This window comes from Brevibacterium sp. CCUG 69071 (genome assembly GCF_021023135.1).
Lineage (GTDB): Bacteria > Actinomycetota > Actinomycetes > Actinomycetales > Brevibacteriaceae > Brevibacterium.
Map to the genome: position 1 here is coordinate 506,497 of NZ_PGFV01000001.1, position 18,611 is coordinate 525,107.

Annotated in this window: 12 protein-coding genes; 9 read left to right on the top strand and 3 right to left on the bottom strand. The window is 65.4% G+C overall.

Annotated features, from left to right (window positions below; translation table 11 throughout):
* Positions 1-92: 92 nt before the first annotated feature.
* Positions 93-2,738 (bottom strand): valine--tRNA ligase, encoded by a 2,646-nt coding sequence (valS, locus tag CV023_RS02325; protein ID WP_230743855.1) that lies wholly within the window; start codon positions 2,736-2,738, stop codon positions 93-95.
* Between the two features lie 173 nt (positions 2,739-2,911).
* On the opposite strand from valS, the gene CV023_RS02330 reads away from it, so the two are divergent.
* From CV023_RS02330 to ndk, 6 genes are all read left to right on the top strand, one after another.
* Positions 2,912-4,126, top strand: a complete 1,215-nt coding sequence (locus tag CV023_RS02330) for an acyltransferase (protein WP_230743856.1) — start codon at positions 2,912-2,914, stop codon at positions 4,124-4,126.
* Between the two features lie 64 nt (positions 4,127-4,190).
* Positions 4,191-4,946, top strand: coding sequence for an SDR family oxidoreductase (locus CV023_RS02335; protein ID WP_230743857.1), 756 nt, complete (start codon positions 4,191-4,193; stop codon positions 4,944-4,946).
* 287 nt (positions 4,947-5,233) lie between these two features.
* Positions 5,234-8,500, top strand: a complete 3,267-nt coding sequence (gene ileS, locus CV023_RS02340) for an isoleucine--tRNA ligase (protein ID WP_230743858.1) — start codon at positions 5,234-5,236, stop codon at positions 8,498-8,500.
* Positions 8,497-9,939: a bifunctional folylpolyglutamate synthase/dihydrofolate synthase gene (locus tag CV023_RS02345; RefSeq protein WP_230743859.1), complete on the top strand. Its 1,443-nt coding sequence runs from the start codon at positions 8,497-8,499 to the stop codon at positions 9,937-9,939. Before ileS ends, CV023_RS02345 begins: the two co-directional genes overlap by 4 nt.
* On the top strand, positions 9,936-10,301 hold the full coding sequence (locus CV023_RS02350; RefSeq protein WP_230743860.1) for a DUF4233 domain-containing protein: 366 nt from the start codon (positions 9,936-9,938) through the stop codon (positions 10,299-10,301). Before CV023_RS02345 ends, CV023_RS02350 begins: the two co-directional genes overlap by 4 nt.
* 83 nt (positions 10,302-10,384) lie before the next feature.
* Positions 10,385-10,798, top strand: coding sequence for a nucleoside-diphosphate kinase (ndk, locus tag CV023_RS02355; protein ID WP_230743861.1), 414 nt, complete (start codon positions 10,385-10,387; stop codon positions 10,796-10,798).
* Positions 10,799-11,022: 224 nt separating this feature from the next.
* On the opposite strand, the gene CV023_RS02360 is transcribed toward ndk, so the two are convergent.
* Positions 11,023-11,673: a vitamin K epoxide reductase family protein gene (locus CV023_RS02360; RefSeq protein ID WP_230743862.1), complete on the bottom strand. Its 651-nt coding sequence runs from the start codon at positions 11,671-11,673 to the stop codon at positions 11,023-11,025.
* A 345-nt stretch (positions 11,674-12,018) separates the two neighbouring features.
* Here CV023_RS02360 and CV023_RS02365 point away from each other — a divergent pair, with 345 nt between their 5' ends.
* Positions 12,019-15,132 carry an Rne/Rng family ribonuclease gene (locus tag CV023_RS02365; protein WP_230743863.1) on the top strand — a complete coding sequence of 1,038 codons (3,114 nt, stop codon included), beginning with the start codon at positions 12,019-12,021 and terminating at the stop codon, positions 15,130-15,132.
* 144 nt (positions 15,133-15,276) lie between these two features.
* Here the strand turns inward: CV023_RS02365 and CV023_RS02370 are convergent, their stop codons facing one another.
* Positions 15,277-16,455: an SPFH domain-containing protein gene (locus CV023_RS02370; protein ID WP_230743864.1), complete on the bottom strand. Its 1,179-nt coding sequence runs from the start codon at positions 16,453-16,455 to the stop codon at positions 15,277-15,279.
* A 142-nt stretch (positions 16,456-16,597) separates the two neighbouring features.
* Here CV023_RS02370 and CV023_RS02375 point away from each other — a divergent pair, with 142 nt between their 5' ends.
* Both CV023_RS02375 and CV023_RS02380 read left to right on the top strand, forming a co-directional pair.
* On the top strand, positions 16,598-18,130 hold the full coding sequence (locus tag CV023_RS02375; protein WP_230743865.1) for an alanine/glycine:cation symporter family protein: 1,533 nt from the start codon (positions 16,598-16,600) through the stop codon (positions 18,128-18,130).
* Between the two features lie 121 nt (positions 18,131-18,251).
* On the top strand, positions 18,252-18,569 hold the full coding sequence (locus CV023_RS02380) for a chorismate mutase (protein WP_230743866.1): 318 nt from the start codon (positions 18,252-18,254) through the stop codon (positions 18,567-18,569).
* Positions 18,570-18,611: the final 42 nt, after the last annotated feature.

Here is an 18,611-nt window from a genome sequence, read left to right on the forward strand (position 1 = left end):
CTTGGAACAGCAACGCCGGGTGTGCGAGCTCGTATGCTCGCACACCCGGCGGGTGCTGTGTGCTGTGGTCGGGCGGTCACCGCCCGGGGGCCTCAGTCCTGAGGCACGAAGTCGACCGCGGTGATCGCGATCTCGTCTCCGGACTCCTCGGCGACGAGATTCTCGATTCGTCCGGCGGCGACCAGGTCACCGTGAGCGGCCCCGATTGCGGCCACGACCGCGGCCGGGGCCGCAATCGTGAGACTGCGCACCTGAGTCTTCTGGGAGACCTTCGCCTCCGTCTTGGTGCGACGGATCTCGGTCAGCACCGCGGCCACGGAGGCCAGCAGTGTCGGATCGACCGCGGATGCCGGGTCTGCCAGCTGCTCATCTCCCGGCCAGGGCGACCGATGCACGGAGCCGGTCCGCCACCAGGACCAGACCTCTTCGGTGACGAAGGGCATGATGGGAGCGAACAGGCGCAGCAGGACGTCCAGGGCCGTGGCCAGAGTGACGTGAGCCGAGAGCTGCTCCGACTCGCCGGCGGCTCCATAGGACCGGTCCTTGACCAGCTCCACGTAGTCGTCGGTGAATTCCCAGAAGAAGCTCTCGCTGACCCGCAGCGTATGGGCGTAGTCGTAGTCGGCCATATGCGCGGACGCGGACTCGACCACCTCGGCGAGCTTGGCCAGCAGCGCCCGATCGAGCTCATGGGTGACGGCGCCGAGCTGACCGATGAGTCCCGCGTGCACACCCTGCGCCAGGGCGAACTTGGAGGCGTTGAGCAGCTTCATCGCGAGGCGACGGCCGATCTGCATCTGGGTCACATCGTAGGCCGTGTCGGCACCGAGCCTGGCGCTGGCCGCCCAATAGCGGACGGCATCGGGACCGTACCCGGGCTTCGGCTCGGCGAGGATGTCCGAGGGCACGACGACGTTGCCCTTCGACTTCGACATCTTCTTCCGGTCGGGATCGAGGATCCACCCGGAGAGTCCGGCGTGCTTCCACGGTGCGACGTCGTTGAGCGAATTCGCACGCACGACGGAGGAGAACAGCCAGGTCCGGATGATGTCGTGGCCCTGCGGGCGCAGATCGAAGGGAAAGACCTTGGAGAAGAGATCGTCGTCCCGGCTCCAGCCGCTGAGCAGCTGCGGGGTCAGCGATGAGGTCGCCCAGGTGTCGAGCACATCGGGGTCGGCGCTGAAGCCGCCGGGGACGTCGCGCTGCTCGGCGGTGAACCCGGCAGGCACCTCGGCGACGGGGTCGACCGGCAGGGACTCGGGCACGATCGGATTCTCGTAGTCCGGCTGTCCCTCGGCGTCGAGGCGGTACCACAGCGGAATCGGCACACCGAAGTAGCGCTGTCGGGACACCAGCCAGTCACCATTGAGATTCTCGACCCAGTTCTCGTAACGGGAACGCATGAAGCTCGGGTGCCATTCGATCTCGCGGCCGCGGGCGATGAGCTCATCTCGCAGCTGCGCGGAGCGTCCTCCGTTGCGGATGTACCACTGGCGGCTGGTGACGACCTCGAGCGGCTTGTCGCCCTTCTCATAGAAGGGCACCGGGTGGGTGATCGCTTCGATCTCACCGATCAGGTCACCGGATTCGACGAGCATCTCGGCGATGTCCTTGCGGGCAGAGAACGTCGTCTTCCCGGCCAGCTTCTCGTAGTTGGCGACCGCGTCCGGCTTCGGGGACGCCGCGATCCACTCCGGAACGTCAAGATTCAGGCGTCCGCCCCGGTTGATCACCGCGCGGGTCGGCAGATCAAGCTCTCGCCACCAGGTGACGTCGGTGAGGTCGCCGAAGGTGCAGACCATGGCGATGCCGGTGCCCTTGTCGGACTTCGCGAGCTCATGGGCACGGACTTCGACGCTGACCCCGAAGAGCGGGGAGACGACGTTCGTGCCGAAGAACGGAATGTAGCGCTCGTCCTCCGGGTGGGCGACGAGAGCGACGACGGCCGGGATCAGCTCGGGCCGGGAGGTGAGGATGACGATCGGGTCCGCCGAGGTGTCGGCCAGTCCGTCAGCTCCCTCCGGGAAGAACTTCACCTTGTGGTAGGCGCCGTCCTTCTCGCGGTCCTCCAGCTCCGCCTGCGCCACAGCCGTTCCGAAGGTCACGTCCCACATCGTCGGTGCGTCCTGCGAGTAGGCGTGGCCGTTGGACAGGTCCGTGAGGAAGGCGCGCTGGCTGACCGATCGGGAAGTGTCGTCGATCGTGCGGTAGGTGTACTTCCAGTCCACGGACAGGCCGGTGGAGCGGAAGAGATCCTCGAAGATCTGCTCGTCCTCGGCCGAGAGCTTCTCACAGAGTTCGATGAAGTTCTGGCGGGAGATCTTCACGAAGTCCCGCGAATTCTTCGCCGGCTTGGCCGGCGGTTCGAAGCTCGGGTCGTAGGGCTGGCTGGGGTCGCAGCTGACGCCGTAGTAGTTCTGCACACGTCGCTCGGTGGGCAGACCGTTGTCGTCCCAGCCGAGGGGGTAGAACACGTTTTTGCCCTGCATGCGCTGGTAGCGGGCGAGGATGTCCGTCTGCGTGTAGGAGAACACGTGACCGACGTGCAGGGATCCCGAGGCCGTCGGCGGGGGAGTGTCGATGGAGTAGACCTGCCCACGGTCGGTGTCGACGTCGAAGTCGTAGACCCCGGACTCGCTCCATGCGGCGTCCCACTTGTCCCGCAGACCCTCGAGGGCCGGTTTGTCCGGTAGGTTCACTGACTCGTGTGTCGAGTCCGAAAAGGCAGGTGTGTTCATAACTGCTGATTTTCTCACCCGGACCGTCTCTGGCCAAACCGGTCGTCTCCGGGACGGACACCGTTCGATGAAGCTGCCTCGGCGAGGTCGGGAAGCCGGTCGGGTGGTGGCCCGTCTCACAACCTGAAGACGTCTTGAGACGAGTTGAGTGGCAGTAATGAGATTATTGGCTCATGGCGACCTTGGACAGAATTCCGACAGAGAATCCGCCGCCGACCTCGACGGCATGGATGAACCCGGCACGGGCGATCGCGATCGTGGCCGTGGTCGCCATCCACTCCTTGGGCACAATCGTCGAACAGAACTTCGCCGCCATGGGCGCTGACTGGTGGGTCGCCAACGCCGTGGACTCCGCCTGCCGCTGGTCGGTGCCGGTGTTCATCATGATCTCCGGGGCGCTGGCCCTCGACCCGGCGCGGGGCAGCAAACCCCGGAAGTTCCTCAGCAAACGGGTGTGGCGAATCGGGATCCCGCTGGTGTTCTGGACCGCGGTCTATCTGCTCTTCCGCCGGTATTATCTCCAGCCCGGAGATGACAACTGGAACCCCGGCATCGCCATCCTCACCGGATCCCCGTTCGTCCAGCTCTACTTCCTCTACGTGCTTGCGGGTCTGACGCTGCTGACTCCGTTCTTCCGACTGCTCAGCGTCCACGGCTCCCGCCGCCTGCAGTGGGGCACCGGCCTGATCTTCCTCGGGATCGGCATGCTCGACCAGTGGGTGTCGATGATCTTCGACGTCGGGGAAGCCAACATCGCCACCCGCTTCCTTCCCATGGCCGGCTTCTACATCCTCGGTTGGGTGCTCCGCGACATCGTGCTGAACAGGCGCGCGGTGATCCTCTCGTGGGCGACCTTCCTCGCTTCGGTCGGCGTGACCACACTGTGGGCCGGGTTCGGTCCGGGGGAGAAGCCCTGGATGTTCCCCTATGAGTACCTGTCTCCGGGCGTGGTCGTCGCCTCTCTGTCGGCCTACCTGCTGCTGCATCACCACATGCGCACCGGTTTCGGCTTCCTCCACTGGTTCTACCCCTACTCCTTCGGCGTGTTTCTGCTCCACCCACTCGTGCTCTATCCGGTCCGCAACGAGATGGGACTGCCGACGACGGTTCCCGGAGTGCTCCTCCACGCCTTCGTCATGCCGATCGCCTACACCGTCGTCTGCGCCGTGGTGACCTGGGTGGCCGTGAAGATTCGCGGAGTGCGAGCGGTCTTCGGCGAGGGCGGCCCACGCAACCCGCACTCCCGACCTTCCGGGAAGTCGGCTCGAGCAACGCCGAGTCCCTCAGGGTCGGCGGCTGGTCCGACACAAGGTCCCTCCGGAAAGTCTGTTGGTGCGACCGAGAGCCCCTCGGGAACGACACCCGACCCGGATCCACAGGACGCCTGAGGATCCGTAGACTGGTCATCAGAATTCAAGAGCACCCAGACCGATCGAAGACAGGGGTACGAAGATGGAGACGTTGAGAGCAGTGGTGACGGGCGCGAGCTCGGGCATCGGGGCCGCCACCGTACGACAGCTGCGCGAGCAGGGCTGGGACGTCGTGGCCGTGGCCCGCCGGGAGGACAAACTCAAGGCCCTCGCCGAGGAGACCGGAGCCAGCTACTTCGTAGCGGACATGACCGATGACGAGGCCGTCGCCTCCTTCGCCGAAGAGGTCATCGCCGCCGGCCCCGTCCACTCCCTCGTCGCCAATGCCGGAGCCGCCTACGGCACCGATACCGTCGCCGAGGCGTCGGTGGCCGGGTGGCGGGACATGTTCGACGTCAACGTCCTCGGCGTGCTCCGTGTCGTCAAGGCCTTCCTGCCGGCGCTCATCGAATCCGGTCGCGGCGACATCGCCGTGATGTCCTCGACCGCTGGACACCAGGCCTATGAGGGTGGAGGCGGCTATGTCGCCGCCAAGCACGGCACTCATTCGATCGCCGCGACTCTGCGTCTCGAACTGGCAGGCGAACCCGTGCGCGTCATCGAGATCGCTCCCGGCATGGTCGCCACCGACGAGTTCACCCTCAAACGAGTCGGCGGCAGTCAGGAGCGCGCGGACAAGGTCTACGAAGGGGTGGAGAATCCCCTCACGGCCGAAGACGTCGCCGATGCGGTGGTCTACACCCTGACCAGACCCCACCACTTCAACGTCGATCTCATGGTCATCCGCCCCATCGCCCAGGCGGCCCAACACAAGGTGGCGCGCAACCAGGGGCTGTGAACAGCTTCCCGAGTGGTCGGGGAGCTCGGCCCGGGTATACGATTGTGACTGCGATGATCCGGCCATCACCGGGGAGCTTCCGGAAGAACAGATTCCTCATCCGTCGAGGACCACCTCGGCGGGATGACGATCCCAGTAGAACCGGACGGTTGGACCCGTCATCGATCCGGCTATGAGCGATCCGTGCTCGTGCGTCTTCACCGACGGCGGCTGCGGATAAGCGAGGTGGTACCGCGGCAGAGATGTCGTCCTCGTGACAGTGACCGCAGTATACCAAAAGGACGCTCATGACCCAGCCTCTGTATCCCAAGGTGTCGACCTCGGCGTTCGGCCTGTCCGCCTCGCCGAACTTTCCCGCGATCGAGGACGCCGTCCTCCGCTACTGGCAGGACGACGACACGTTCCAGGCCTCGATTGACCAGCGCGATCCGGGCGAGGACGGGGAGAACGAGTTCGTCTTCTACGACGGCCCTCCCTTCGCCAACGGCCTGCCGCACTACGGCCACCTGCTCACCGGCTACGTCAAGGACGTCGTGCCGCGCTTCCAGACCATGCGGGGCAAGAAGGTCGACCGACGCTTCGGCTGGGACACCCATGGCCTGCCCGCCGAGCTCGAGGCCGAACGGCAGCTGGGCATCACCGACAAGTCCGAGATCGGCCGGATGGGTCTGGCCGCCTTCAACGACGCCTGCCGCTCCTCTGTCCTGCGCTACACCCAGGAATGGCAGGAGTACGTGACCCGCCAGGGCCGCTGGGTCGACTTCGACAATGACTACAAGACGCTCAACGTCGAATACATGGAAAGCGTCATCTGGGCGTTCAAGCAGCTGTGGGACAAAGGCCTCGTCTACGAGGGCTACCGCGTTCTGCCCTACTGCTGGAAGGACGAGACCCCGCTGTCGAACCATGAGCTGCGCATGGACGACGACGTGTACAAGATGCGTCAGGATCCGGCCGTGACGATCGGCTACAAGCTCAAGGACGCCGAGGAATGGGTCCTGATCTGGACCACCACGCCCTGGACCGTGCCTTCGAACCAGGCCGTGGCCGTGAATCCGGACATCCCGCTCGTCGCGGTCGTCCCCGGTGACGACGGCGCCGCGGAACTCCAGGGCAAGACCCTCATCCTCGCCGAGGCGCGCCTGTCCGCCTATGCCCGGGAGCTGGGGGAGAACCCAGAGATCCTGCGCAGCTTCAACGGCAGCGAACTCGTCGGTCGCGAATACGAGCCGCCGTTCCCCTACTTCGAGAGCCGCCAGGACGAGTTCGGGCAGCGGATGCACACGATCCTCTCCGCCGACTTCGTCACCGTCGAAGACGGTACCGGCATCGTCCACCAGTCGCCGGCCTTCGGTGAGGAGGACAAGGAGCTCACCGACTCCTACGGCATCACTGCCGCCCGCCCCGTCGACGACGCGGGTCGCTTCGACTCGACGGTTCCCGACTATTCCGGCCAGCAGGTCTTCGAGGCGAACAAGGCCATCATCAAGGACCTGCGCAACCACACCGGTCCACTGGACGGCCGGTCCGCGCTGCTGGTCCGCCACGAATCCTACGAACACTCGTACCCGCACTGCTGGCGCTGCCGGAACCCGCTGATCTACCGTGCGGTGTCCTCCTGGTTCGTCCGCGTCACCGAGTTCAAGGACCGGATGGTCGAACTCAACGAGCAGATCAACTGGGTGCCCGACAACGTCAAACACGGACAGTTCGGCAAATGGCTGGAGAACGCCCGCGACTGGTCCATCTCACGCAACCGCTTCTGGGGATCCCCGATCCCGGTGTGGATCTCCGACGACCCGACGTATCCCCGCACCGACGTCTACGGTTCGCTGGCGGAGATCGAAGCCGACTTCGGCCGACTGCCGCGCAACGACTCCGGCGAGGTCGACCTCCACCGGCCGTGGGTCGACGACCTCACCCGCCCGAACCCCGATGATCCCACCGGACAGTCGGTGATGCGCCGGATCCCGGAGATCTTCGACGTGTGGTTCGACTCGGGTTCGATGAGCTACGCCCAGGTCCACTACCCGTTCGAGAACTCCGAATGGTTCGATAACCACTTCCCGGCCGACTTCATCGTCGAATACGTGGGACAGACCCGCGGCTGGTTCTACCTGCTGCACGTGCTCGCGACCGCGATCTTCGACCGACCGGCCTTCACCAACTGCATCTCCCACGGGATCGTGCTCGGCTCGGACGGGCAGAAGATGTCGAAGTCGCTGCGCAACTACCCGGACGTCAACGAGGTCTTCAACCGCGACGGATCCGATGCGATGCGCTGGTTCCTCATGGCCTCGTCGATCCTGCGCGGCGGCAACCTCGTCGTCACCGAACAGGGCATCCGCGACGGGGTGCGCCAGGTGGTTCTGCCGCTGTGGAACACCTGGCAGTTCTTCGCCACCTACTCGAACACCGCCGACGGCAGCGCCGGTGAGAAGTCCGGGTACCAGGCACAGACCCGCTACGACTCCACCCAGGTGCTCGACCGCTACCTGTTGGCGAAGACGCACGACCTCATCACCGAATTCGCCGAGGCGATGGAGGGCCTGGACATCTGGGCCGCCTGCGACCTCGTCCGCAGCTACCTCGACATGCTCACCAACTGGTACGTGCGGCGCTCTCGCCGCCGGTTCTGGGACGGCGGTGCCGACACGCACGAATCCTTCGACGTGTTCTACACCTGCCTCGAGGCCTTCTGCCGAGTGGCGGCGCCTCTGCTGCCGTTCACGGTCGAGGAGATCTACCGCGGACTGACCGGGCAGCGTTCCGTCCACTTGGCCGACTACCCCGACGCCGCGGCGTTCCCCGCCGACGCCGAGCTCGTGGAAGCCATGGACCTGACCCGGGACATCTGCTCGACGGCATCCTCGGTGCGCAAGGCCAACCGACTGCGCGTGCGACTCCCGCTCGCGCAGCTCACCGTGGCCACCGACGCGCAGCTCGGTGCCGCATTCACCGACATCATCGCCGATGAGCTCAACGTCCGCTCCGTCGACGTACTCGACGTCGCCGAGGCGGAGGCGGCCGGCTTCTCGCTCTCACAGAACCTCGTGGTCAATGCCCGCGCAGCCGGACCCCGGCTTGGCAAGCAGGTGCAGCAGGTCATCAAGGCCTCGAAGACGGGGGACTGGTCGGTCGTCGACGGCACCGTGACCAGCGGCGGCATCGAACTCGTCGAAGGGGAGTACACCCTCGACTCGGTCGCCGAGTCCGGCACGGACGGCATGGAACTGGCCGCCCTCGATTCCGGATTCCTCGCCCTCGACACCCGGGTCACTCCCGAGCTCGAAGCCGAGGGTGTGGCCCGCGATGCGGTCCGCGCCATCCAGGGCATCCGCAAACAGCTCGATCTGCATGTCTCCGACAGGATCACGGTGAGAGTCGACGCAGACTCCGAGGTCGCCTCGGCGCTGCGTCCGCACACAGATCTCATCGCCGGTGAGACCCTGGCGACCGCCCTCGAATTCGACGCGATCGATGACTCGGCTGTGCAGGTGTTCACTCCCGAGGAGCTGCCTGCGGGCACTCGGCTGACCGTGAGCCCGGCATGAGCGGCGAGGACACCTCCGGTCGCAGCGGAGACGAGCCCGAGATCATCGAGTCCGCCGGTGCGGACGAGGCGGCGCGAGGAGAACTCGCCCGCGTCTACGCCGCGCTGTTGGCCCGGGCAGGCGAAACCCAGGTCGAGCTGCGACTCGATGCGACCCGGCGAGCCTGCGAGCTCCTCGGCGACATCCACACCGCGGCCCCGGTGATCACGGTCACCGGGACGAACGGCAAGACCTCGACGGCACGGATGATCGACTCGATCGTCACCGCCCACGATCTGCGGGTGGGCCGGTTCACCAGCCCTCACCTGCATTCGGTGACCGAGCGCATCTCGGTCGACGGGGCGCCCGTGGCGGTCGAGACCTTCGTGCGGATCTTCGATGAGATCTCCGCCTACCTCGAGATCGTCGATGCCGAGCTCGCCGCCGAGGGCCGGGCCCCTCTGACCTACTTCGAAGCCCTGACAGTGCTGGCATTCGCGGTCTTCGCCGATGCCCCCGTCGATGTCGTCGTCACCGAGGTCGGCATGGGAGGGCAATGGGATTCGACCAACGTCGCCGACGCCGAAGTGTGCGTATTCACCCGGATCGGTCTCGACCACCAGCAGTTCCTCGGTGACACCTTGGCCGAGATCGCGGGCACCAAGGCCGGGATCCTCGACCGCAACGTGGATCCGAGTCCGGCACCGAGTCCGGTCGCGGTCATCGCCGAACAGGCTGAGGAGGCCCAGACCGTCCTCGACGCCGAGGTGGAGCGCCGGGGTGTCTCAGCCCTGACCGAGGAGCGGAACTTCCGGCTCCTCGATCGCCAACGCGCCGTCGACGGCCAGCTGGTCACGGTGCAGGGACTGCGCGATGTCTACACCGACGTCTTCGTTCCCCTGCACGGAATCCATCAGGCCCACAACGCGGCGGTGGCGATCATCGCGGCCGAGGCGTTCCTCGGCGACGAAGGAAAGCCTCTCGACCTCGAGACCCTGGCCGAGGGACTCTCACGCACCACCTCGCCGGGTCGCGCCGAACTCGTGCGCACCGGCCCGAGCGTCGTCGTCGACGGGGCACACAACCCCGATGCCGCTCATGTGCTCGCCGACACCCTCGCCGAGGCCTTCGACTTCGACTACACCGTGATGGTGCTGGCGATGCTTGAGGACAAGGACATCCACGGGGTGCTCGAAGAGCTCCACCGCAGCGCCGACGCCTTCGTCATCAGCGAGACGATGAGTCCGCGGGCGCTGAGCGCGGAGACACTCGCCGAGGCAGCCCGGGAGTGGGTGGACGAGGACTCGGTGATCCTCGCCGCCGATCTCAACGCCGCCCTGATGAAGGCCATCGACCTGGCGAACGCGGCCGAGGCGAACAGCCCCGGCATCGTCGTCACCGGTTCCCTCTACACGGTGGCCGAGGCCCGGCTGCTGCTGGGCAGGGGAGAGAGCGAATGAAGTCGAAGTACCCCGTGCTGTGCGGGTCGATCCTCATCTGCGAACTCTTCGTCGTCTACTTCGCGGTACTCACCGCCTATGGGCTTGCGGTCAAGACCGCCGGCTCGCTGACCCTCGGGCAGCTGCTCATCGGCGCGTCGGTCATCGCAGTGCTCGCGATCGCGGCGGTGGGCATGCTGCCGCGCAGGATCGGCCAGAAGCGCCCCGGAGTCATCCTCGGCTGGATCGTGCAGGCCCTCCTGCTGGCCTCCGGCTTCGTCCTCAACTCGATGTTCTTCGTCGCGGTGCTCTTCATCGCCCTGTGGGCGGTGGCCGTGTACTGGTCGGCGCGCATCGACAGGGAAGTCGCCGAGCGGTCCTGAGGCCGCCTCGGCGAATTGATCACCGGGCACCCGTGCCCGGTAAGCTGTGAACAGTCGTCGACACATGCAACGGAAGGACCGGAATGGAACGCACTCTCATCCTCATCAAGCCCGACGGGGTGGCCCGCGGACTGGTGGGTCAGATCCTCGCACGGATCGAGGCCAAGGGCTACACGATCGATGCCCTGAGCCTGCGGTCGGCGACGGCCGAGGAGCTCGCCGCCCACTACGCCGAACACGAGGGCAAGCCCTTCTACCAGCCGCTGGTCGACTTCATGTCCGAAGGACCCATCGTCTCGATCATCGCCTCCGGACAGGGTGTGATTCCGGGCTTCCGGTCACTGGCCGGAGCCACCGATCCGACGTCTGCGGCACCGGGCACCATCCGCGGTGACCTCGGCCGCGACTGGGGCGAGAAGGTCCAGAAGAACCTCGTCCACGGCTCCGACTCCGTGGAGTCGGCCGAACGGGAGATCGGGATCTGGTTCCCGGCCTGAGGCCTGAGAACGCCTGATCCGAGGAAGCGGATCGTCAGCTCCGGCCAGGCGATCCCCGAAACTGGTGATCAGACGTGAAGCGGGTGCCCTGCCGACAGGCGGGGCACCCGCTTTTTCGCTGCTCGGGCCGAAGGAGCCCCGCCGGGACCGGATCAGCGCCGAGGCGAGCTCAGAGCGCCACGGAGCCGAGTTCGCAGCGTCGAGCTCGCAGCGTCGAGCCGGAATCAGAACAGCGAGGCGAAGAAGCTCCAGAACTGGGTGAGGATGCACGCGGCGATGATGAGCAGCCACAGCACGGAGACGGCGATGTTCTCCTTCGCCAGCACCTTGACCATCGGATTCTGCGCCGCGGCGGCACCGAAGTGCCCGGACAGCAGATTGCGGGCGGTGACTCCCACGAACATCGGAATCGTCACGGTCCACACGACGATGCACCACGGGCAGCCGACACCGATGGCGTAGATCGAGGTGTAGAACAGGAACATCACGAGCACGACACCGAGGCCGAGGCCGATATTCAAGCCGATCTGGACCCAGCCGGGCAGCCTGGTGCCGGCGAGGATGAGGACGCCGATCAGCAGCGGAAAGACGAAGGCGGCGATGCCGAGCAGCTGGTTCGGGAAGCCGAACAGCTGACTCTCCGGATGCTCCATCACCGAACCGCACGAGAAGAACGGGTTGAAGTCGCAGGAGAGGACCGCATTCGGATTCTCCAGCTTCTCGTACTTCTCCGCGGCCAAGGCGAACGAGGCGATGAAGCCGATGATCGAGGCGATGATGAGGAAGAGGCCGAACGGGAGCCCCCTGAGTACCCAGGATCGGGTCGATTCCGGAACGTCGAGCTCGTCATCGGTGAGTGTCTGTGTGCTGTTCACCCTCCAAGGATGCCTGCCGCGGGCACGTGCGGCAAACCTCATCACTGTGAATTCCCCGGATAGGGTAGTGATGCGGACCACACCGAAGCGCCGGGATCCGGTCCGGGCGCGAAGTTGTGTGACATAATGGCGATACGGATACCTGCTCTCACACCGAGCAGGAGAAGTGCCTCCACCGAGTCGAGGGTAGGACCTCGCAGGTCGACACCAAGATGAGGCAGCCCGGAAGGCCTACGCGCGGAGCGCGAGCCGGAAGTGCCATCCACAGGTTTCGGTCCGATACGGACCATGCAAGGATCCGGAGATCCGCGAGGTGTGGGCGGAGTCTCCGGACTGGGAGAACTGATGAACGACACGTCGAACGACGGCAACGAAGCAAATGATGCAACACAGGGCATTCTCGCCGACCTCGCTGATCTCCAGCACAAGGTGAATGCCGACGGCGACGCCCATGAGGACGTCGATGACACCGTCAGGCAGAGACTCGACCACATCGCCGAGGCGGCGGAATCGCTGCGTACGGGCGGAAGCGCCGAGGAGGCCGACGAGGCTCCGGAACCCGAGCCCCAGCCGAAGCGGGGAGGCCCGAAGAAGGCCCGCGAGGCGGTGGCCAACAGAGGCCTCGTATTCGAGCAGTTCGTCCGTGACAGCTCCGATGATGACTCGGACGACGATTCGGACAGCGACGACGAGGACCAGCAGGCCCAGTCCGCGAATGACCGTGAGGACCGCACCCGGTCCACACCGTCCGTGACTTTCGATCCGCGCAATCCCTTCGCCGCACCCGCCGCGCAGCCCGAGCCGGCGGCGGCTCCGGAACCTCGTGCCACCCCGCCCGCGCCCCACGACGGCGGATTGATCTTCCAGGTGCCCCAGGCCGAGCTGGCCCAGGTCGTGCATGTCGAGGACGATGACGACGATGACTGGGATGGCTCTGATGACGCCGAGGATACCACCTCGGATTCCCATGATTCGGACGATGACGATCGTGATGACTCCGAGGATGATTCGAACGGCCGTCGGCGTCGCCGAGGCGGACGGGGCCGTCGGTCCCGCAACCGCGACGACTCCACCGATTCGGCCGAGTCGTCCGAGGCCAAGGACTCGTCGCAGTCGACGGATGAGACAGACGATGACGACGAAGGGTCCCGTAGCTCACGTCGCGGCGGACGCTCGAACCGTCGCTCCGAGAACAAGTCCAAGCAGGGCGACTCGGAGCAGAACCAGACGAAGACCGGGAATGACCACTCCGGCGGCGAGTCCCAGACGGAGGACTCCGACGACGGCGACGATGACGACGATGACGGCGACAGCGGATCGCGTCGCCGCCGCCGCTCGCGTTCCCGGACCCGGTCTCGCAGCACCGACCGGGATGAAGTCACCTCGCTGAAGGGATCGACCCGTCTCGAGGCGAAGCGGCAGCGTCGCAAGGAAGGTCGTGAGGCCGGACGTCGACGCCCCGTCATCACCGAAGCCGAGTTCCTGGCGCGGCGCGAGTCCGTCGACCGGACGATGATCGTGCGCGAGAGCGGCGACCAGACCCAGCTCGTCGTCGTCGAAGACGGAATCGCCGTCGAGCACTACCTCAAGGAGAACCGGCAGCAGTCCTCGCTGATCGGCAATGTCTACCTGGGCAAGGTCCAGAATGTGCTGCCGAGCATGGAGGCCGCGTTCATCGACATCGGCAAGGGCCGCAACGCGGTGCTCTACGCCGGTGAGGTCAACTGGGACGCACTCGGAATGGACGGCAAGGCCCGTCGCATCGAGACCGCTCTGAGCTCGGGGGACTCCGTGCTCGTGCAGGTGACCAAGGATCCCGTCGGTCACAAGGGTGCTCGGCTGACCAGCCAGATCTCCCTGCCCGGCCGCTTTCTCGTCTACGTGCCCGGCAATTCGATGACTGGAATCTCCCGGAAGCTGCCGGACAACGAACGCAGCCGGTTGAAGAAGCTCCTCAAGGAACTCGTCGGCGACTCCAACGGCGTCATCGTGCGCACCGCTGCAGAAGGCGCGACCGATAAGGACCTGAGCCGCGATGTCGAGCGCCTGGCCAAGCGGTGGGAGACGATCGAGAAGAAGTCGAAGTCGACGAAGGTGCTCGCACCGCAGCTTCTCTACAGCGAGCCCGACATGATCGTGCGCATCATCCGCGATGTGTTCAACGAAGACTTCAACTCGCTCGTCATCGACGGCGACGGGGCCTGGGACACCATCCACGAATATGTCGAGGCGGTCGCCCCCGACCTGCTCGAACGCGTCCACCGCTACAGCGAAGAAGAGAACATCTTCGACCACTACCGGATCGAAGAGCAGATTCAGAAGGCGCTGCAGCGTACCGTCAGTCTGCCCTCGGGCGGTTCCCTCGTCATCGACCGCACAGAGGCGATGACCGTCGTCGACGTCAACACCGGAAAGTTCACCGGTTCCGGCGGCAACCTCGAAGAGACCGTGACCCGAAACAACCTCGAGGCCGCCGAAGAGGTCATCCGCCAGGTGCGCCTGCGCGACATCGGCGGCATCATCGTCGTCGACTTCATCGACATGGTGCTCGAATCGAACCGCGATCTCGTCGTGCGTCGCCTCGTCGAGTGCTTGGGCCGGGACCGGACGAAGCATCAGGTCGCCGAGGTGACGTCGCTCGGACTCGTGCAGATGACCCGCAAGCGCATCGGCACGGGTCTGGCCGAATCCATGGTCAGCGCCGGCGCCGATCTCTCGGGTCGAGGCCTGTTGCTTCCGGGATCCGAGGAAGACGGTTCCAAATCCCATCGCGGAGGCAAATCCTCGAACGGCTCGAACAACGAGAGCCGTCGCGATCGCAAGCGTCGTGGTGAGTCCAACGGCAAGTCCAAGAACAGCGAAGCCGACTCCTCTGCGGATTCGGTGACCTCGGATGCCTCCCGCTCGGCGGTCGCGGCAATCGCCAAGGCGACCCTGAAGAAGGACGAGGACTCCGACGATGCCGCCGAGCAGCACGCCGAAAAGGCCGGGCAGAACGCCGACAAGGGTCCGCAGGATCCTGCGGGCGATGCGCATGACTCGGACAAGGACGGTCGCAGCGGCTCGGGTCGCTCCGGTTCGGGCCGCAACCGGTCCCGTAACGGGCGCCGCCGGTCGAACGCAGACTCCGAGCAGTCCGCCGAATCCGCAGACAACTCGTCGACTGGTTCCCAGCAGGACGGGACCGCGACGAGTGCGAAGTCTGCACGTTCGGACGAGCAGGCAGAATCCTCAGCAGCAGGCGCCGCAGAGAAGACTCGGCCCGCGACGGCACCCGAGAAGTCGGAACCGGCAGCCGAGCTGCCGTTGATGATCGGCGCCGACACCGCGACCAAGGTCGCCAAGGCGGAGCCGGTCAAGCGTGCGCCTCGCCGTTCGGCCGCGGCCCAGACCAAGCCGAAGGATGACGCGGCGAAGGAGCAGCTGCCGACCTCGTTCGTCATCATCGGCGAGAGCTGATACCGCAGTGCGAGGCTGAGCCCACGCGCACAGCGAGGCGCCCTGCCGGTGATCTCCATGATCATCGGCAGGGCGCCTCGCCATTCACCGGTCTGGGACCGCTCCGCAGCTGGGTGCCCGGCTGAGCGCCCAGGATCGGGGAACTCAGCCGGTCGAACTCTGGTTGCGCGTGGTGCTGATGGTCGGCTGCGCCGCGGTGTCGCCGCACAGCACGATCATCAGGTTGGAGACCAAGTCGCTGCGTTCGGCTTCGCCGAGGTTGACGATATTGCGTCCCTCGATCTCTGCGATGGCCGTTTCGACCATGCCCACGGCTCCCTCGACGATGAGCTGCCGGGCGGCGACGACCGCAGTCGCCTGCTGACGTTGCAGCATCGCGCGGGCGATCTCGGCGGCATAGGCCAGCTGCGTGATCCGCGACTCGATGATCGTCACCCCCGCCGCAGAGACACGGGCGGCCACCTCGTTGGAGAGCTTCGAGGTGATCTCATCGGCGTTGTCGCGCAGAGACATCCGATTCGGATCCGAGGAATCGTAGGCATAGGAGTTCGCTATGTGGCGAACCGCTGTCTCCGCCTGGATGGCGACGAACTCCTCGAAGTCGTCGACTTCGAACATGGCCTGTGCGGTGTCCTTGACCTGCCAGACGACAACGGCTCCGATCTCGATGGGGTTGCCGTCGAGATCATTGACCTTCAGCGTGGAAGTCTCGTGGTTGCGGATGCGCGTGGAGACCTGATCCTTCGAATACAGCGGATTGACGAATCGCAGTCCCGACTGACGGACGGTGCCGACGTACTTGCCGTAGAGCTGCAGGACGACCGCATGTCCGGGAGCCACCGAAGTGCAGCCTTTGAAGAGGAACATCGAGGCCACGAAGCTGATGATGCCGATGACCATGAGGATGACCCCGAGGGTCGCCTGAGCGAAGGTCAGGAAGAAGCCGAGCGCGCCGAGCAGCACGGCGATGAGCAGGAGAATGACTGCGGCGACGATTGCGAAGTATCCCGAGAAGCCGCCGGCCGGGCGCTCTCTGACTCGTTCGCCTTCGGGGGAGACGATGCGCGGGGCACCTCCCGGAGCATTGCCCCCACCTCTGTGCAGGCCGGGGGCGTTGGCCTGCTGCCCCGTCCCGGCCGGGGTCTGTCGAGGGGGACCGCCCTGGGACCGGGCGCCCGGAGGGGTCCCCTGACCGGCGGTGGAATCATAAGGCTGCGGCTGCCCTGAGGGCGGACCGTACCCGGGTCCGCTCTGGCCGGGTTGGGGCTGCCGGATCGGAGGACCTGGCTGATTGCTGTTCGGGGGACCGGGGTTCTGTGACATGCCACCAGTCTAGGACACCAGGTGAGACGGATGTCTCACCGTGAGGACGAATGTGTGATCCAGGTAACAGTTCTGTAACCGAATCGTTCCCGGTGCTCCGAGTGCTTGTCAGTTCGCCCCAGCTACGGAAGCTTTGAACAACATGAACACCTTACTGTTAGCTGCAGATGCTCCCAGCTCGCCCGTCGACGATGCCATCAACACCTGGTTCGACCCGATCGCCACCTGGTTCGGGAACATCATCTTCTTCCCGGTCACCCTCGGGGATCTCTCATTCCCCTTCGTCGTCTTCTGGCTGATCTTCGCCGCCCTCGTCTTCACCGTCTACTTCGGCTTCATCCAAGCCCGCGGGTTCAAGCTCTCGCTCGAGATCATCCGCGGAAAGTTCTCCTCCAAGAACGACCCCGGTGAGGTCACCCACTTCCAGGCCCTGGCCTCGGCGCTCTCGGGCACCGTCGGACTCGGCAATATCGCCGGTGTCGGCGTCGCCATCGCACTCGGCGGTCCGGGCGCGACCTTCTGGATGATCGTCGCCGGCCTCCTCGGCATGTGCACGAAGTTCGTCGAGTGCACCCTCGGAGTCAAATACCGTGAGATCGACGAGAACGGCGTCGTCCACGGCGGTCCGTTCAAATACCTGCCGATCGCCTTCCGTCGCTTCTCCAAACCGGTGGCGACAGTGCTCACCGGACTCTTCGCGGTCGCAATCCTCATCTTCGGCGTCGTCGGCGGCGGCATGTTCCAAGCCAATCAGACCTTCGCTCAGGTGCGCACCGCCACCGGCGGCGATGACGGCTTCCTCGCCGGGCCGTTCGCCTCCCTCATCTTCGGCATCATCTTCGCGGCACTCGTCGCCCTGGTCATCCTCGGCGGGATCAAGTCCATCGCGAAGGTCACCGACAAGCTCGTTCCCGGCATGGCGATCTTCTACGTCGTCTCCTGCCTTCTCGTGCTCGGCATGAACTTCACCAACATCCCGAACGCGATCGGCGAGATCTTCGCAGGAGCCTTCAACCCCCAGGGCATCGCAGGCGGCATCGTCGGTGTCATGATCATCGGCTTCCAGCGCTCGGCCTTCTCGAATGAGGCCGGCATCGGCTCGGCGGCCATCGCCCACTCGGCGGTCAAGACCCGCCGGCCCATCTCCGAGGGCTTCGTCGCTCTCCTCGAGCCCTTCATCGACACCGTGATCGTCTGCACCATGACCGCACTGACGATCATCGTCGCCAACCAGGCCTCCTACCGCGAGGACCTCGGCGAAGGTGAGATCGGCGGCGTCGCCTTGGCTTCGGATGCCTTCTCCACCGTCGCCTCCTGGTACCCGATCCTCTTGGCCATCGCCGTCGCACTCTTCGCCTTCTCCACGCTCATCACCTGGGCCTACTACGGTGAACGTGCATGGAGCTACCTGTTCGGTCGGTCGAAGCCCACGATCACGGCCTTCCGGACCCTCGTCTGCGTCTTCGTCGTCATCGGCTGCATCGCCAGCTTCTCCAAGGTCGTCGAATTCGCCGATGCCGCCCTGTTCATGTGCGCCTTCATCAACATCCTCGGCCTCTACATGCTCATGCCTGTGGTCAAGAAGGAGATGAAGAAGTACCTTGCCGATCGTCGGGCTGGTACGCTCAACGATCTCGAGACCAAGGACGCCGTCCCCGTCCCGGACAACGCCTGAGCTTCAGGAGGGGCCATCCGACTCGGGCTCGGATGACGGCCTGAGAGTCGAATGATCGTGTGCCGTGACCAGCGTGGGTCGCGGCACACGATCATGTCCGGGCATCGTTAGACTGGGGTGTGTGAATGAGAACAAGGACGACAAGACACGCGCTCAGGAGCGGCTGTTGGAGCTGCGCAGCAGCATCGACAACATCGACGCGGCCCTGATCCACCTGCTCGCAGAGCGATTCAAGCTCACGGAGACCGTCGGCGAGCTCAAGGCCGATCACGGTCTGGCGCCGGCCGATGAGGCGAGGGAATCCAGGCAGGTCGCGCGTCTGCGCAGCCTGGCCGAGGAGTCTCATCTCGATCCGGAGTTCGCAGAGAAGTTCCTTGCCTTCATCGTCGCCGAGGTGATCCATCACCACGAGCGGATCGCCGAATCCCGCGAAGCCTGAGCCGTACCATCGGCGCCGTCGATGGGAGATGGCTCACATCCT

Bases quoted from the DNA above. Each gene is read 5' to 3' on its own strand.
- CV023_RS02335 (WP_230743857.1), top strand. From the start codon at position 4,191: ATGGAGACGTTGAGAGCAGTGGTGACGGGCGCGAGCTCGGGCATCGGG.
- CV023_RS02350 (WP_230743860.1), top strand. From the start codon at position 9,936: ATGAAGTCGAAGTACCCCGTGCTGTGCGGGTCGATCCTCATCTGCGAA.
- CV023_RS02330 (WP_230743856.1), top strand. From the start codon at position 2,912: ATGGCGACCTTGGACAGAATTCCGACAGAGAATCCGCCGCCGACCTCG.
- valS (WP_230743855.1), bottom strand. From the start codon at position 2,738: ATGAACACACCTGCCTTTTCGGACTCGACACACGAGTCAGTGAACCTA.
- CV023_RS02345 (WP_230743859.1), top strand. From the start codon at position 8,497: ATGAGCGGCGAGGACACCTCCGGTCGCAGCGGAGACGAGCCCGAGATC.
- ileS (WP_230743858.1), top strand. From the start codon at position 5,234: ATGACCCAGCCTCTGTATCCCAAGGTGTCGACCTCGGCGTTCGGCCTG.
- CV023_RS02370 (WP_230743864.1), bottom strand. From the start codon at position 16,455: ATGTCACAGAACCCCGGTCCCCCGAACAGCAATCAGCCAGGTCCTCCG.
- CV023_RS02365 (WP_230743863.1), top strand. From the start codon at position 12,019: ATGAACGACACGTCGAACGACGGCAACGAAGCAAATGATGCAACACAG.
- ndk (WP_230743861.1), top strand. From the start codon at position 10,385: ATGGAACGCACTCTCATCCTCATCAAGCCCGACGGGGTGGCCCGCGGA.
- CV023_RS02375 (WP_230743865.1), top strand. From the start codon at position 16,598: ATGAACACCTTACTGTTAGCTGCAGATGCTCCCAGCTCGCCCGTCGAC.